13 protein-coding genes are annotated in these 15,858 nt (G+C 32.2%); all 13 read left to right on the top strand.

The annotated features are described in order from the left end of the window. Window positions 1-489 (top strand): acetyltransferase (locus tag F9U64_RS12250; protein ID WP_228275690.1); only part of this gene is annotated, 489 nt, incomplete at its 5' end. A gap of 3 nt (window positions 490-492) precedes the next feature. After that, the gene (locus tag F9U64_RS12245; protein WP_153403790.1) at window positions 493-1,785 is read left to right on the top strand and encodes a glycosyltransferase family 4 protein; all 1,293 of its coding nucleotides are present in this window, start codon (window positions 493-495) and stop codon (window positions 1,783-1,785) included. Continuing rightward, a complete protein-coding gene (locus tag F9U64_RS12240) occupies window positions 1,760-3,079 on the top strand; it encodes a nucleotide sugar dehydrogenase (protein ID WP_153403788.1) in 1,320 nt (439 codons plus the stop codon). The genes F9U64_RS12245 and F9U64_RS12240 overlap by 26 nt, the downstream gene beginning before the upstream one ends. Before the next feature lie 49 nt (window positions 3,080-3,128). Next, window positions 3,129-4,238 (top strand): glycosyltransferase, encoded by a 1,110-nt coding sequence (locus F9U64_RS12235; RefSeq protein ID WP_153403786.1) that lies wholly within the window; start codon window positions 3,129-3,131, stop codon window positions 4,236-4,238. A gap of 46 nt (window positions 4,239-4,284) precedes the next feature. Next, on the top strand, window positions 4,285-5,451 hold the full coding sequence (locus tag F9U64_RS12230; RefSeq protein WP_153403784.1) for a glycosyltransferase family 4 protein: 1,167 nt from the start codon (window positions 4,285-4,287) through the stop codon (window positions 5,449-5,451). A gap of 85 nt (window positions 5,452-5,536) precedes the next feature. Next, window positions 5,537-6,751, top strand: coding sequence for an O-antigen ligase family protein (locus F9U64_RS12225; protein ID WP_153403782.1), 1,215 nt, complete (start codon window positions 5,537-5,539; stop codon window positions 6,749-6,751). Window positions 6,752-6,835: 84 nt separating this feature from the next. Next, window positions 6,836-7,816 (top strand): glycosyltransferase family 2 protein, encoded by a 981-nt coding sequence (locus F9U64_RS12220; protein WP_153403780.1) that lies wholly within the window; start codon window positions 6,836-6,838, stop codon window positions 7,814-7,816. A 584-nt stretch (window positions 7,817-8,400) separates the two neighbouring features. Beyond that, entirely contained in the window at window positions 8,401-9,672 is a 1,272-nt protein-coding gene (locus F9U64_RS12215) for a UDP-N-acetylglucosamine 1-carboxyvinyltransferase (RefSeq protein WP_153403778.1), read from the top strand. Window positions 9,673-9,704: 32 nt separating this feature from the next. After that, the gene (locus F9U64_RS12210) at window positions 9,705-11,006 is read left to right on the top strand and encodes an oligosaccharide flippase family protein (RefSeq protein WP_153403776.1); all 1,302 of its coding nucleotides are present in this window, start codon (window positions 9,705-9,707) and stop codon (window positions 11,004-11,006) included. Between the two features lie 18 nt (window positions 11,007-11,024). After that, window positions 11,025-11,552 (top strand): serine O-acetyltransferase, encoded by a 528-nt coding sequence (locus F9U64_RS12205; RefSeq protein ID WP_228275689.1) that lies wholly within the window; start codon window positions 11,025-11,027, stop codon window positions 11,550-11,552. Between the two features lie 203 nt (window positions 11,553-11,755). Beyond that, window positions 11,756-12,643 (top strand): UDP-N-acetylmuramate dehydrogenase, encoded by an 888-nt coding sequence (murB, locus tag F9U64_RS12200; protein WP_153403775.1) that lies wholly within the window; start codon window positions 11,756-11,758, stop codon window positions 12,641-12,643. Window positions 12,644-13,419: 776 nt separating this feature from the next. Beyond that, window positions 13,420-14,790, top strand: a complete 1,371-nt coding sequence (locus F9U64_RS12195; protein WP_153403773.1) for a UDP-glucose dehydrogenase family protein — start codon at window positions 13,420-13,422, stop codon at window positions 14,788-14,790. Then, a complete protein-coding gene (locus tag F9U64_RS12190; protein WP_153403771.1) occupies window positions 14,771-15,799 on the top strand; it encodes a GDP-mannose 4,6-dehydratase in 1,029 nt (342 codons plus the stop codon). Before F9U64_RS12195 ends, F9U64_RS12190 begins: the two co-directional genes overlap by 20 nt. The last annotated feature ends 59 nt before the right edge of the window (window positions 15,800-15,858 follow it).

Below are 15,858 nucleotides of genomic sequence, written 5' to 3'. Positions count from 1 at the left end.
GGCTTTGAAGTCATTGGCAACTTAGATGATATCTTTATGTATATAAAGGAGTACGATATATTTGTTGGGATTGGTAATAATGCTACGAGGCAAAAGATTCATGAGATGCTAGAAACACTTGGTGCTAGTATTCCCGTATTAATTCACCCTAATGCAGTAATCGGGAATCAAGTGGAAATAGGGAATGGAACAGCTGTAATGGCAGGAACAGTGGTTAACTGTTGTACTAAATTAGGAAAAAGTTGCATTGTTAATACCGGCTCTACAATTGACCACGATAACTGTATTGACGATTTTGTGCATATTTCACCTGGTGTTCATTTAGCAGGTACGGTAAAGATTGGCAAAGGATCATGGTTAGGTATTGGCTGTGTAGTTAGTAACAATATAACTATTATTAACAAATGTAAAATAGGTGCTGGTTCGGTGGTGATTAAAGACATAGCAGAACCCGGAGTTTATGTTGGTGTTCCAGTTAGGAGAGTATAAGTTATGAAAAAGAATATTTGGATTTGGAATCATTATGCTACAAACATGTATAAAGACCAAGCGGGTAGACATTATTGGTTTGCAGAAAATTTAGTGAAACAAGGTTATAACCCGACTATTTTTTGTGCATCTACAGTACATAATACAAACGAAAATATAGATACTGATACTAACATGTATACCTCAGATGCGACTAATGGAATCTCCTTTGTTATTGTAAAAACTCCTAATTATACAGGGAATGGAAGAGAGCGGATCAAAAACATGGTTTCATTTTATAAGAATCTTTTTTCTGTATCTAAGGCTTATGCTGAAAAATATGGTAAGCCGGATGTGATATTAGCTTCAAGTGTGCACCCTCTTACCTTAGTTGCAGGAATAAAAATAGCAAAAAGGTTAGGGGTGCCATGTATTTGTGAAGTAAGAGATCTTTGGCCGGAAAGTATTGTGGCTTATGGTGCATTAAAAAGAAATAGTATAATTGCCAAAGCATTATACCAAGGTGAAAAATGGATTTATAAAAATGCCGACTCTATCATTATGACATGGGAGGGAGGCAGAGAATATATTATGGATCAAAAATGGGATAACCAAATAGACTTAAACAAAGTAAAGCATATAAGCAATGGGGTACTAATTGAAACATTTGATAAGAACAGCGAAGAACATAGGATAAAAGATATAGATTTAGATAATAAAGACTATAAAAATGTTGTATATGCAGGTTCTATCAGGAAAGTAAATAACCTTGGATTGCTGTTGGATGCTGCAAAAATAATTCAAAATCAAGGTAAGAAAGACATCAGATTCCTAATATATGGTTCCGGTGATGAGAAAGAGCCGCTTCAAAAACGCTGTATAGAGGAAGGTATTGATAATGTCACATTTAAAGGACGAGTAGAGAAAAAGTATGTACCTTCTATTCTTAAAAAGTCTTATATTAATATACTTCACAATTCAAGTACATCACTTGATAAATATGGCCAAAGTCAGAATAAATTGTATGAATATTTGGCAGCTGGAAAATGTATCGTGCAAACATATAAGAGTGGGTATAATATTTGTGAAAAATATAATTGTGGAATTAGTGCTTCTCAACAAAATGCGGAAGAGATCTCTAAAGCAATAATTACAGCAAGCAGTGATGAAGGAAATAATAACTGGATGGGGCAAAATGCACGGCAAGCCGCCTATCAATTTGATTTTAATAGATTAACAGAGAAACTGATTAATATTATTGAAAGTATTGATAAAAGAGAGGAAGCATTAGATGAGATTATTCGAAAGACTAGTTAACAAAGAAGAAAAATTAGCAGTGATTGGACTTGGATATGTCGGCATGCCTATAGCAGTTGCATTCGCTAAGAAGTTAAGTGTTATAGGTTTTGACCTAAATAGTCATAAAATCGAAGACTATAAGAACGGGATAGACCCTACAAATGAAGTAGGTGATGATGCTATAAAGAAAACCACAGTAGATTTTACTTCAGATGCAGCTAAGCTACAACTAGCAAAGTTCCACGTAGTGGCAGTCCCTACACCAGTTAATGCGGATAAGACTCCTGATTTAAGTCCAATAGAAGAAGTAAGTAAAACTATTGGGAGAAATCTTACGAAAGGGTCAATAGTAGTTTACGAATCTACGGTATATCCTGGGGTTACTGAGGATATTTGTATCCCTATTCTTGAGTGTGAGTCAGGCCTTAGGTGTGGAGTAGATTTTAAAGTTGGTTATTCACCAGAACGAATAAATCCTGGTGACAAAGTGCACAAATTGGAAAATATCACTAAGATTGTTTCAGGATTGGATAAGGAATCTTTAGAAGAAATTGCTAAAGTATATGAACTTGTAGTTGAAGTCGGTGTACATCGAGCGGGGTCTATCAAGGTAGCTGAAGCTGCAAAAGTGGTAGAAAATAGCCAACGTGATATAAACATTGCATTTATGAATGAGCTTGCTATGGTTTTCGACCGTATGGGTATTGATACACAGGAAGTGATTGAAGCTATGGCTACGAAGTGGAATGCTCTCCAGTTTTCTCCTGGGTTAGTTGGAGGTCATTGTATCGGTGTTGATCCATACTATTTTATATATGAAGCAGAAAAACTCGGTTATCATTCACAAATAATTCTATCGGGAAGAAAGATTAATGATGGGATGGGATCATTTGTTGCTGACTCGGTTATTAAAAAATTGATATTAACTAATAAAATAGTTAAAAAGGCAAAAGTTGTTATATTAGGTATAACATTCAAAGAGAATTGTCCTGATACACGTAATTCAAAGGTAGAAGATATAATCAAGCGTCTTAATGAATATGAAATAGATCCGATAATAGTTGATCCTTATGCAGACCCAGTAGATGCTAAAAATGAGTATGGTGTCGATTTGGTTCCTCTTGATATGGTAAATGATGCAGACTGTCTCGTGTTTGCTGTTGCCCACGACATATTTAAAGATATGAAGTTGGATCATGTAGATAACATGTTTCGAGATGTTCCTAACAAAGAAAAGATTATTGTTGATATTAAAAGTATTTTTGATAGAAGTGACATCAAGGAGATTGGTTATAGTTATTGGAGGCTGTAATGCATTGTGGATTTCCAATATGTCAAAAAATCGAGAGAGGTGAGATGCAGTGAAAGTGGTATTATTAGCAGCAGGAAATGATATTCATAGTGTTAGGTGGGCTAATCAATTGAGTGAAAATGGAAGTGAAGTACATTTATGTTATGTGTCAAATCAGAAACCTTCCGCAGATAAATTTAGTGATAAAGTAATATTGCATGAACTGAGAATACCAGCACCATATGGCTATTATATAAATGTCTTTCAACTAAAGAAAATTATTAAGTTAGTTAAGCCAGATATTATTAATGCACATTATTCAAGCGGTTATGGAACACTTGGAAGGTTAGCGGGTTTTTCTCCCTATTTAATTTCCGTTTATGGAAGTGATGTATATGATTTCCCATATAAGAGAAGAAGCAATATGGAAATTATTAAGAAAAATTTAAATTCCGCTGATTCTATAGCTTCGACTAGCTTTGCTATGGCTTGCCAAACATCAAAATTAATAAATTATCCAGTTTCTGATATTCATATAACACCTTTCGGGGTAGATATAGAAAGATTTTCAAGGAAACAAGTAAAGAAAGAGAGCAACAATATTATTATAGGGAGCATAAAAAAATTATCACCAAAATATGGAATACAATATGGAATACTAGCAATTAACTATCTTATAAATAACCTTCTTGCAGAAAAAGGCCGAGACTTGAATATTAAATACCATATTTATGGTGAAGGTGAACAAAAACCTGAATTAATAGAACTCGTGGAAAAGCATGATTTACAAGGAGTTGTTGAGTTTAAAGGCAGAATTCCTAACAATGCTGTTCATATGGCATTAAACGAAATGGATATTTTTCTTGGCACTAGTGTTTTGGATAGTGAGAGTTTTGGAGTTGCTATTGTTGAAGCAATGGCTTGCGAAGTTCCAGTAGTAGTTACAGACGTAGATGGTTTTAAAGAAGTAGTTGATGGTGGAAAGTCTGGTGTTATGGTGAATCGAAAAGATTTTAAGATGATGGGAGAAGAAATCTTAAAATTAATAGAACATCCAGAATTGAGAGTGAAAATTGGTGAAATACAAAGAAAACGCGTAATTGAAGAGTATAACTGGTCGGAAAATGTCAAAAAAATGGAAGATATATACATGAATTTGATAGAAAAGAGTTCTGTCTGAAAGTACAGATAATCTTAAATTAATATTTAGAATAAGGTGAATTTAAATGAGTAAAGTTTTAATGTACTCAACAAGTCAGCTATTTGGAAAAAGGGTTACGGGTGGCTTAAAAAGATTTTTAGAATTGTATTATGCCTTTAGGGATAAAGGAATCGAAGTTGATTTGTATAGTGCTGATTCTCAAGAAGTATTAAAGGAAAAAAAAGTATCAGCAAATTCTCTTGAAAGTGAAAATGTAAGCAAGAGCATTTTGCTTCCCACGGAATTAAAAATATTCATAAAAAACTACAAATATTTAAAAACTATTAAAAAGAGGGAATATGATTTAATAATAGTTTTTGACGTTCCCACTGCTATAGGGTTGTGCCTTTCAGGATTTAAGAATATTCAACTCTTTATTCGTCAAGATTTGATTAAATATAAAAGGATATCAATTAGTGAGAGGACTAATAACAAATTATTGATAAATTTTTATCTGTTAATAATGAAATTATGTGAATTTATTTGTTTTATCAAAGCGGCAAAAATAATAATTCAATGTAAGTATGATTACCATGCCCTAATAAAAAGGCATAGTCTTATAAAGAGTATTATAAAGAAAAAATCAATTATTCAAATTAACAATGTGAACCCCTCATGGGTAATAAATAAATCACTTGAAAATAATAACAAAGCGGATAGCAACTTGAAGAAGGGAAAAGAAGATAAACTATTAGTTGGATTCATTGGTGATTTCAGCAATGAAAGAAAAGGACATAGGATTTTAGTGGATGCAGTCAAGGAACTGATAGATGAAGGAATTAGTATAGAAGTTATTCTGATAGGCGACGGGGAAAAACTAACAACATATATAAATGAATGTTCTACTTATCCAGATATTAAATTTACAGGTAGACTAGATAACCCTATTACAGTTGTGAAAAAACTGGACTTGATGGTCGTACCTTCACTCGCAGATTCATGTCCTAACACTATAATGGAGGCACTTTATAATTATATACCAGTAATAGGAGCACGATCCGGTGGGATTCCTGAAATGCTCATGCATGAAATTTCAATGTTTGATTTAAATATAGACTCTTTAAGTAAGCGGATTAAGTATTATATCAGCGAGGAAAAAAGAAATGAACTAAAAATTCTGCAAGCTCAAAGAAGAGAGGATTTATCTTTTAATTGGGCAGATAAAATAATTAAACACCTGGAAATCCATTAAGATTTATTCAAATTATAGGTATTTCTGTTATTCTTGGGCTAAAACAATTCTCTTGAGCAAAAATTTTATTGAAAGAGTGTTAATTATGCAATTAAAAACCCATAAGATTCAACATAATATTAATATAGTTTTATTGTTATCTTTTTTGTTTATACTCTTATTTCTTATGGGAGGTTTAAACAATTCTAGTGGGGTCTTATCTCTAATTGGCTTTCTTGCTATTGGGATTCTATTAGTCGTATCGTTTTTTACCTTTTATATTAATATAACAAAGCAAAAATACATTTTAAAAAGGGAAAAATGGATACATATTTTTTCAAGCTTGTTTATTTTAATTTATTTTATTGGTGTGTTAAATGAGTTGAGTATGGATTCTATTAGAAGCTTTTTTCAAATTATTATGGTTATTTTCTTTTTTTGGGGTAATACATACCTTTCTTTCGATAACCTTAATAAAAAGCTAATATATAATTCTATAATTTTTTTTATAACAATAAACTTCATATGGTGGGTAGTGGAAGGCCTAATCATCCCATTTAAAGGATTACTGTCAAATCCAAATCCATTTGGTGCATTTATAGTATTTCTATTAGGAGTATTTTGGATATTGAATAATAGTATAGTAAGTAAATCGAAAGGTTTATTTATTATCACTGTTATAATGGGATTATCACTTATCTATGCTTCAAGTGCAAGAGTTACTTTCCTTGTTATAGTATCAGCTATTTTCACCTACCTATTATGGCCTATTATTACAAAAAGAAAATGGTTTTTTTGTTGTTACTATCTTATCTTTGTAGGATTAATATTTATAATCACAGTTATATACCCAAAATTATTAAATCATCCTCTTGGCTACAGATTGAATCAATTATCTTGGGAGTATACAGGGAAGAACTTCTTTTCAGGCAGACAAATAGTATGGTCTGAGATGATTAATACAATTCAAGAAAGACCTTTGTTGGGTTATGGAGCATCTGCAAGAGTAACTGATTTTATTGCTGTTTCGCATTCTGCGCACAATTACTATATACAAATGACATTACAAGTAGGATTAGTAGGATCTACAGTATTTTTAATCTTTCTTTTAGTTATTTGGAATTACTTTTACATTGCTAAGAATCAGAAGGAGATTAGAATTGTATCCTCTTTGTTCATAGGAATATTAATTTATCAGTTATTTGAAGTTTCATTCACTCAAAATAATTTAGCTCTTGCTTTACTACAGTGGTTAATAATAGGTGTTGGAGTTTTTTATACGAGGAAGGGATATATTGATGAATATGTTAGGGATGGATAATTTTCATTTGGTTTTTAATTGTTAAATAAAGTTAATTATTTTGCAGGTATTAGTAAAATTATAAGGAGAGGGGGAGTAAGAATAATGTTAGTTTCAATAGTTACAGTATTCTATAATAGGGAAGGTAGGATTCTTAACTCTGTTAATAGCTTATTGAATCAAACATATCAAAATATAGAAATTATTGCTGTTGATGATGGTTCAACTGATAATACTTTAAAAGAATTAAAATCTATTAAAAACCCAAGATTAAAGGTAATAACACATGAAAACTGTGGGTTTACTAAATCAATTATAAAAGCTATTGATAGTGCAAATGCTGAAATAATTGCAGTCCATGGCTCAGGAGATTACTCATATCCTGAACGAATAAAGAGACAATTAGAAATTTTATTATCAAATCATGAAATTGGTGTAGTTGGCTGTTATGTAGAAAATTATAATATTTATAATGAATCTATAAATATTAATAAGCCGAATATAAATTCAATTGATAATGCTACCAAGAGTTTAATAAACAAAAACTGTTTTACACATGGAGAAGTAATGTTTCGTAAGGAAGTTTATTATAAAGCAGGTAAATACAGGCATTTTTTTATCTTTGCGCAAGATAGAGATTTATGGTTGAGAATGAGTTTGATAACCAAGTTTGGTGTTGTTAAAGAAGTGCTATATAAGAGATATACATTTAAAGACGGAGTAAGTGGCTCCACAGAGAAACAATTGATGCAATCGTATTATAGTCAATTTGCTATACAGTGTCTGCAAATGCGCTTAAAGCAAGGAGTTGATCATATAGATTTGCACGGAGAGCACGCGGCATTCTTTTTAAAGAAGGACCAAAATTTAGCTAAAAGATTATTAAGATTAGCTATACTCGAAATTCATAATAAGAATTTCAATAATGCTAAAAGTATTACCCTAATGAGTATTGAAATTAAAAAGAATATATTTAATATAGGTTTATTACTATTGATTAATCTAGCTAGTGCAAATGACTTTTTTTATGGAAAAGTTATCAAATTACTATCTCTTAAAAAGAAGCTTAGGTTGTGGAAAAATTAAATTATATCTAGGAAAAGTATTTGCTGGTTCTAGTTTATGAAAAGCTTCACTAATTTCAATCAGATTATAAGGAGAGTATAAAATATTCTACTTATAACACTGAGTCACACTCATTTTTTGGACAACTGAGGAATTTTATGCAATATCTATCAGTTTATGGCCATATGGATAGATGGTTTTCTAAAAAGTTTTAAGTTTGAGAAATATGGTTACTCCTAGGAGGAATAATTAATTATTTAGATCTTTTAAATACTAAATGTAGTTTTATTCAAACATTCACTAATTATTTCTTTAGATTTTTGAGTTTCGAATAATGTGATAGAGGTATATTAAGAAGCTACTTAGTTCTAAATCCCTTTCCTTATTTTCGTTATTACCACGGCATTATAATAAGCCATGAGTGGAATGGAATCAAGAAAAAATGTGTAATATTAATATTAGCTAGATTACTACTGGTATTGTCATATAATTTAGGGGCCAATACGCTTACATAATATAGAAATAATCATAAGTATATTCTTATATGAACAAATTTAAAAGCAAGTCCAAGATCTTAATAACTAAGCAAAGTGGAGGTAAGTTAAATGAATAGTTATGAAAATGGTAGTAAGCTAGTATTAAAGGGAGGAAACAAACTTTTTGGTGAAGTATCTCTTTCAGGCGCAAAAAATGCAGCATTGCCTATGATAGTTGCAGCTTGTTTGGGTGAAGATTTTACAAAATTAAGAAATGTACCAATTGGTTTAAGAGACGTTAAAATCCTTATTGATATCTTAAAGGAACTAGGTGCTGAAATTGAAGTTGATGGGTCAACTGTATTATGTAAAAGAGGTGACTTTCCGAATAACAGAATAGCTCCATCGAAGGCTAGTACTATTAGATATTCTCTACTATTATTAGGTCTTACCGCTGCTTTAAATCAGGAAATTGAACTTCCATTACCAGGCGGGTGTAAGATTGGTGATAGAAAATACGATTTACATATTCTTGGAATGCAGAAACTAGGGGCAACTGTGGTTGAGAATGACCAAGGGCTTTATCTTTCATCCTCTGGCTTAATAGGAAGTAATATAGAATTTTATTTACCAACTACTTCAGGTACAGAAAATGTGATGATTGCAGCAGCGATTTCTGAAGGTAAAACTACGCTTTTAAATGCTAATACTCGCCCTGAAATAATTCAACTAGGTGAGTTACTCTGTGCGATGGGAGCTAAAGTAACTTGCAACAATCGTGTAGTGACAGTAGAAGGTCAATCTTCTTTGGCTGGAGGAGTAGAAATATCTGTAATGCCTGGCTGGGACGAAGCAATTACTTATGCAGTTGCAGCCGGAGTTACTGGTGGAGAGATATATATCCCGAATTTTAATACATCTTTTATAAAAGAGGATATCAGATATTTAAAAATTGCTAATGTGGAAGTATTTGAGTGGGGATCTGCATTATATGTTTCAGGTAAAAATGAAAAAAGTACTTTTGATTTATTTACAGCACCTTATCCAGGGATAAATTCAGATATGCAGCCTATCTTTGCATCTCTTGCACTTACCGCAAAAGGTACAAGTACTATAGCAGATTTAAGATTTACTGATCGTTTTCAATATGTTAATGAACTTATTAAGTTTGGAGCAGATATAAAATCTTTCGGCAATACAGCTATTATAAATGGTGGAAATAAATTAAAGGGTACTGAGGTACGAGCTACTGACTTACGTGGAGGAGCAGCGTGTATTTTAACTGGTTTATTTAGTGAGGGAGAAACCGTAATTAATAGTGTTGAACAAATAAATAGAGGTTATGAGAGTATACAAGAGAAACTCTCTCTATTAGGAGCAGATATAAAAATAGTAGAATAGACATATTGAAGAGTAGAGTTAGAGGTGTAGTGATGAATAGAAATAATACTTTAGTACAAATGATATCTTCTGTTGGTACTAAATTTGTTGTTTTATTTGGTAGTTTAGTAGTTTCTATAATAACAGCAAGAGTATTAGGTCCAGAGGGAAAAGGGGTAGTTACTTCTATATTTGTAATACCTAATTTGTTAGTTTCCTTAGCAGATTTAGGGATAAGACAATCAACAGCTTACTTTATTGGAAAAAAAATATATGAACCTAAGAAAATATACTCATCGATATTTACTCTTTGGACATTAACTTCAGTATTAGCGGTAGGATTCACTGTCATTTATTATTATTTCTTCATGGTACCAAAATATGATTGGTTATTGTTAGCTATTCCTTTGGGGGCTATACCAATATTATTATTGAACAAATATAATGAAGGGGTAATGTTGGGATTACAAAAAATCTTAGCAATTAATGTTAAACAAATTATTAACTTAATGACCCAAATTTCAGCTGTAATATTACTTCTATTAGTTTTCAATTTGGATGTTTATGGTGCGGCATTAAGCAGTTTGCTAGCCGGTATATTTGCTGTTATATTTTCATTTATAGTGCTGAAAAGTGTTATTAAAATATTCTCTTCAGTCGATTTGAAAATAACTAAAGATTTATATACAAAAGGAATACTTTATGCTCTAGCTCTGTTCATATTAAACCTTAATTATAAGATTGATATTGTATTTTTGGAGTACTTTGTTTCCTCTAATGATATTGGAGTATATTCAGTTGGTGTGACTTTGTCAGAATTAATATGGCAAATTCCATCTGCGATGGGAATGGTTTTATTCTCAAAAAGTGCTAATAGTAAAACGAATGCTGAAGCAGTTAGTAGATCAACAAGATTGTTAAGAATGTCATGGATTCCTATAATAGTATGTTCAATGTTATTTTGGTGGCTATCACCTTTTATTATAAATTTATTATTTGGTGCTGCTTTTAGTGAAGCAACAAGTATAATTAGATTGTTACTTCCTGGGATAGTTGCCATGGTTCTTTTTAAGTTATTAAACGCCGATTTGGCAGGTAGAGGATTTCCCATATTTGCCTTAAAAGTATATCTATTAGTATTAGTCATAAATGTGATTTTGAATTTGATATTAATCCCTGTAATAGGAATCAATGGAGCAGCTATATCTTCTTCGATTAGTTATACTATTGGGGCAATTCTCTTTACATTTGCTTATATAAAACATAGTTCCTTAAAATTATTGCAACTATTTATATTAGATAATAACGATAAACATCTAATTATTTCATTTTTAAAGAAAATATTTAGAAAATAAAAGAGTGAGGTTAAAAATGTGAGCTTAGTTAAAATAATTCGGGCTGAAATGGATCCCACTGGTAATGTAGGCTTATTAAAATGCATATACAACATATGGAAAAAACCTTCCAAAAAGGCCATCATAATATATAGATGGGCAAAAAAAATGCATGATAAGAACTACAAACATATCCCCATATTTTTGACAAATAAACTAGTGGTTAATTATGGGAGTTTTATTAGCTTAAATGCAAATATCGGACGTAACTTGGACTTTAGACATATCAATGGAATAGTGATTGGTGATGGGGTCACAATAGCAAATAATGTAGTAATTTATCAACAGGTTACATTAGGTGGTAAAAATTTGGGTGATTTTCAGAAAGGTAATTACCCTTCAATAGAAGATGGAGTAACTATATTTGCAGGAGCTAAGATTATTGGCAATATAACAGTTGGGGCAAATTCTATAGTTGGTGCTAATAGCGTAGTAATTAATGATGTTCCTGCTAACAGTGTGGTTGCAGGTATTCCGGCAAAAGTTGTAAAAAAACTAAGTTATTAAACAATAAATTTATCATCGTTATTCTAGTTCTGTTAAATTTAATTGATCCAATATTAATCAAAGTTATATATAGTTTTACATAGTTTTTATAGTCTGATTAATACTCTTAATTAATTTGTTTATAAGTATTTGTCTGGATATAAGTATTAATACCTTTAAACTTTAATATTGGTAACTAAAAGAACACAGAAAGGTGAAAAAGAATGAATTATGTAAAGGTTAAAAACAATTCATTGAAAAATCTTAATACGTTGAGGATTAATTCGGTTGCTGAGCTTATCATATATCCTTTAAATTATAATGGTGTACAAGACATATTTCATGAATATAGGGAAAAAAACATTATTATAATCGGAAATGGTTCCAATATACTTTTTACTAAAGAGTATTATGATAATAATTATTTATTCATATCCTTTAAATTAATGGACTTTATAGGATTAGTAAATAATCAAATCGTATGTGATGCAGGGGTATCTCTGTCTAGCCTTAGTTGGTATGCATTAGAGAATAGAATTAAAGGGTATGAATTTTTAGAAGATATTCCGGGTAGTCTGGGTGGAGCAGTAATAATGAATGCGGGTACTTATGAGGATAATATAGGGCAATTGATTGAGGAAGTAACTCATTATAATATAGATAAAGATGAAATTATTACAGAGAATGTAGATAAAAGTGATTTTGGAAGAAGAGAATCAAAGTGGGCAGATATTAATTCAATTATTCTGTCTGTAAAACTAAGAGCAAAAGAGGAGTACATCGTAGAAGATTATCAAGATTTATTAGAGGATTTATTTGCAATTAAAAAGAATAGATACAATAAACAACCTCGAGATTTTCCGAATGCTGGAAGTGTCTTCAAACGGCCTAATTTAAATGGTAAGGACTACTTTATATGGAAACTGTTTGATGAATTAGGATTAAGAGGATATCGTAAGAATGGGGCTATGATTTCTGAGAAACATCCTGGGTTTATTATAAATTATGATGACGCCAAACCACAAGATATATTATATATTATCAATTTAGCCACTGAGCAAGTTAAGGAAAATTTCGGAATCGAACTTGAGTTAGAATGGAAATTAGTTTAGAATTCTTGAGTAAAACCTTAAAGCATATTTTATCATTAAAATTTACTTGATATACCTAAAAGAAAATTAAACGATATCTCCCAATAACTTGGGTTTATTTTATGCCTTTACAAACTGAAAATTAATATATAACTAAATTGCTTGTCCATTAGGTGCACATATTAATCATCAAGGGTATTGTTACTGGCATGGCATTAAATGCCAATGTAGGGATGGTCTTCGCATCTTCTTAGGACGGATATATTCGGATTAGAAGTCTGGATTTCCTAGATGAAGAATGCTTCAATATTGATCGCGTACCAGAGATGTTACCGGCATATGGGGAATTATCTTCGTGGTGCGGTTCCTTTCTTTACAGCAGAATCAAAAGTTACAGTATGGCTTTGAAACTGTAATTAGCGGATAGCTCCCAATAGGAGGGTTAAACTTTTCAGCTGCCATTACAACAGCCTATTTGATGACCTTAGCAGAAGTAAACCACTTAAATATCACAAAGGATGAATTTGTTCTTACACTCACTGGGTCGAAACAGAATTTATTGGTTTAAAGAACGGGTAAGCATGGGGACGGTTCCGAAGCTTCATAATGAACTATCCTTATAATAAAAACTATTCTAAGTGTCTTTCAACGCCTGAAATAACCTTGTTTCGTATGCATGTTTCACAATATGAATATAGACTTAGAACCAGCATACAAGAAAGCTTGCTAGTTATTTAGTGTTCAATAGTATTGTAATAAAGAAACAAATTTTATTTTAAATCTGGGAGATGTTTGGTATGTATAAAATTGCAGTTGCAGGAACAGGATACGTTGGCTTAGTAGCCGGGGTATGCTTTGCCGAAATGGGGCACGAAGTAACCTGTGTTGATATTGATGAAGAGAAAGTAAACTTAATGAAGTCTGGAGTTTCTCCTATCTATGAATCTGGCCTAGAAAATTTAATGCAGAGGAATTATACTGCGGGAAGAATTAATTATACAACTGATTATCATTCAGCTTACAAAAATGCTAATGCTATTTTTATCGGTGTGGGTACTCCAGAACAGCCCGATGGATCTGCTAACCTATCATACATCGCAACAGTTGCCAGACAAATTGCTGAATCTGTAGAAAATGATTGTCTAGTCGTAGTTAAGTCTACAGTTCCAGTCGGAACCAATGATAAAGTAGAACAGTTTATTCAGGACTTCTTAGTTAAAGATGTAAAAGTAGAAGTGGCATCTAATCCAGAGTTTTTGGCTCAAGGTTCTGCTGTTCATGATACACTACATGCAGAAAGAATTATTATAGGTACAGAGAGTAAATGGGCTGAAGACTTGCTTACGAAAATCTATGAGCCTTTTCATATACCCATTGTATCAGTGAATAGAAGATCAGCAGAAATGATTAAATATGCATCAAATGACTTTCTTGCTCTTAAAATCTCTTATATGAATGATATTGCGAATCTATGTGAACTAGTCGGTGCGGACATACAAGACGTTGCAAAAGGTATGAGCTTTGATGAGCGAATTGGAAGCAAATTTTTAAATGCTGGAATTGGTTTTGGTGGTTCGTGTTTCCCTAAGGATACAAAAGCGCTAGAATATATTGCAAGACAAAATGGTTATGAACTTAAAACGGTTAAGGCTGCCATTGATGTAAACAAAGAACAGAAAACAATGCTATATAAGAAAGCTAGTAAAAGGCTTATTACCTTTAATGGTCTTAAAGTAGCTGTGCTTGGACTAACATTTAAACCAGGAACAGATGATTTGAGAGAAGCTGCATCTCTTGAAAATGTTCCTTTATTATTAGGACAAGGTGCAGACATTTACGCATTTGATCCTGTTGGAGCAGAGAATTTTGCTAAAGTCCATCCGGAAGGTAAGAATGGCAAAGGTAGCATTACTTATGTTTCCAATATCGAGCATGCTTTGGAAGATGCTAATGTCTGTTTTATTTTTACTGAATGGGGAGAAGTAAAAACATTATTACCTGAAACATATAGGGAATTAATGAGAACTCCTCTAGTATATGATGGGAGAAATATTTATCGTGTTGAAGAAATGCAAGAAGCAGGAGTAGAGTATCATTCAATCGGAAGAAGACCTGCAATTAAAGAAGCTGTTAAGGAGTCGAAGAATATTGAATTACAAAACTCTTGATCCTAGAGATACCTACCTAATCACTGGAGCAGCTGGTTTTATTGGATACTACCTATCAAGAAAACTACTGGAACAGGGTTGCCACGTGATTGGCATTGATAACGTTAATGATTACTATGATGTGAACCTTAAACATTCTCGTTTAGGGAATTTGGAGCCTTATGAGAAGTTTACTTTTATTAAAGGTGACATATCAGATAAGGATTTAGTTATGAAGGCCTTTGAAGAGTACAAGCCTAATGTAGTAGTAAACCTAGCTGCTCAAGCAGGAGTAAGGTATTCAATAGAGAACCCGGATGTCTATATTCAAAGTAATATCATTGGCTTTTATAATATCCTTGAGGCTTGCAGATATCATCCAGTGGATCATCTTGTATATGCTTCATCTAGTTCAGTTTACGGTGCCAATAAAAAGGTTCCATTTGAAGAAACAGATTTTGTAGACAATCCAGTATCACTATATGCGTCTACTAAGAAATCAAATGAATTGATGGCTCATACGTATAGCCATCTTTATAAAATTCCAGCAACAGGGCTTCGGTTCTTTACGGTTTACGGTCCAATGGGGCGACCAGATATGGCCTATTTTGGATTTGCAAATAAGTACTTTGCTGGTGAGCCAATTAAGATATTTAATAATGGTGATTTTGAGAATGACCTTTATCGGGATTTTACTTATATTGATGATATCGTGGAGGGAATTGAACGATTATTAAATAATCCACCTGAAGGGGATGTTCAACACAAGGTATTTAACATCGGAAACAATAGCCCAGAAAAGTTGATGGTGTTTATTGAAACATTGGAAAAGGCCTTAAGTAAAGCTCTAGAAAAAGAAATACAATTTGAAAAAATCTTTGAACCTATTAAGCCAGGTGATGTACCAGCTACTTATGCTTCGACAGAGCAATTGCAAAAAGTAGTGGGCTTTAAACCGGAAACTACGATTGAAGAAGGTCTGCAGAAATTTGCAGATTGGTATGTAGATTATTATAAGCTGAAAGAGTAAATACAATTACCCGCTGGACCTATGATATGCTCTCCTATGGGTAGCCAGATTTAATAAAG

This window comes from Gracilibacillus oryzae (assembly GCF_009498735.1).
In the GTDB taxonomy this organism is placed as follows: Bacteria; Bacillota; Bacilli; order Bacillales; family Amphibacillaceae; genus Gracilibacillus; species Gracilibacillus oryzae.
This window is presented reverse-complemented; position numbering and strand designations above follow the sequence as displayed.

Bases quoted from the DNA above. Each gene is read 5' to 3' on its own strand.
- F9U64_RS12195 (WP_153403773.1), top strand. From the start codon at position 13,420: ATGTATAAAATTGCAGTTGCAGGAACAGGATACGTTGGCTTAGTAGCC.
- F9U64_RS12240 (WP_153403788.1), top strand. From the start codon at position 1,760: ATGAGATTATTCGAAAGACTAGTTAACAAAGAAGAAAAATTAGCAGTG.
- murB (WP_153403775.1), top strand. From the start codon at position 11,756: ATGAATTATGTAAAGGTTAAAAACAATTCATTGAAAAATCTTAATACG.
- F9U64_RS12220 (WP_153403780.1), top strand. From the start codon at position 6,836: ATGTTAGTTTCAATAGTTACAGTATTCTATAATAGGGAAGGTAGGATT.
- F9U64_RS12225 (WP_153403782.1), top strand. From the start codon at position 5,537: ATGCAATTAAAAACCCATAAGATTCAACATAATATTAATATAGTTTTA.
- F9U64_RS12245 (WP_153403790.1), top strand. From the start codon at position 493: ATGAAAAAGAATATTTGGATTTGGAATCATTATGCTACAAACATGTAT.
- F9U64_RS12230 (WP_153403784.1), top strand. From the start codon at position 4,285: ATGAGTAAAGTTTTAATGTACTCAACAAGTCAGCTATTTGGAAAAAGG.
- F9U64_RS12210 (WP_153403776.1), top strand. From the start codon at position 9,705: ATGAATAGAAATAATACTTTAGTACAAATGATATCTTCTGTTGGTACT.
- F9U64_RS12215 (WP_153403778.1), top strand. From the start codon at position 8,401: ATGAATAGTTATGAAAATGGTAGTAAGCTAGTATTAAAGGGAGGAAAC.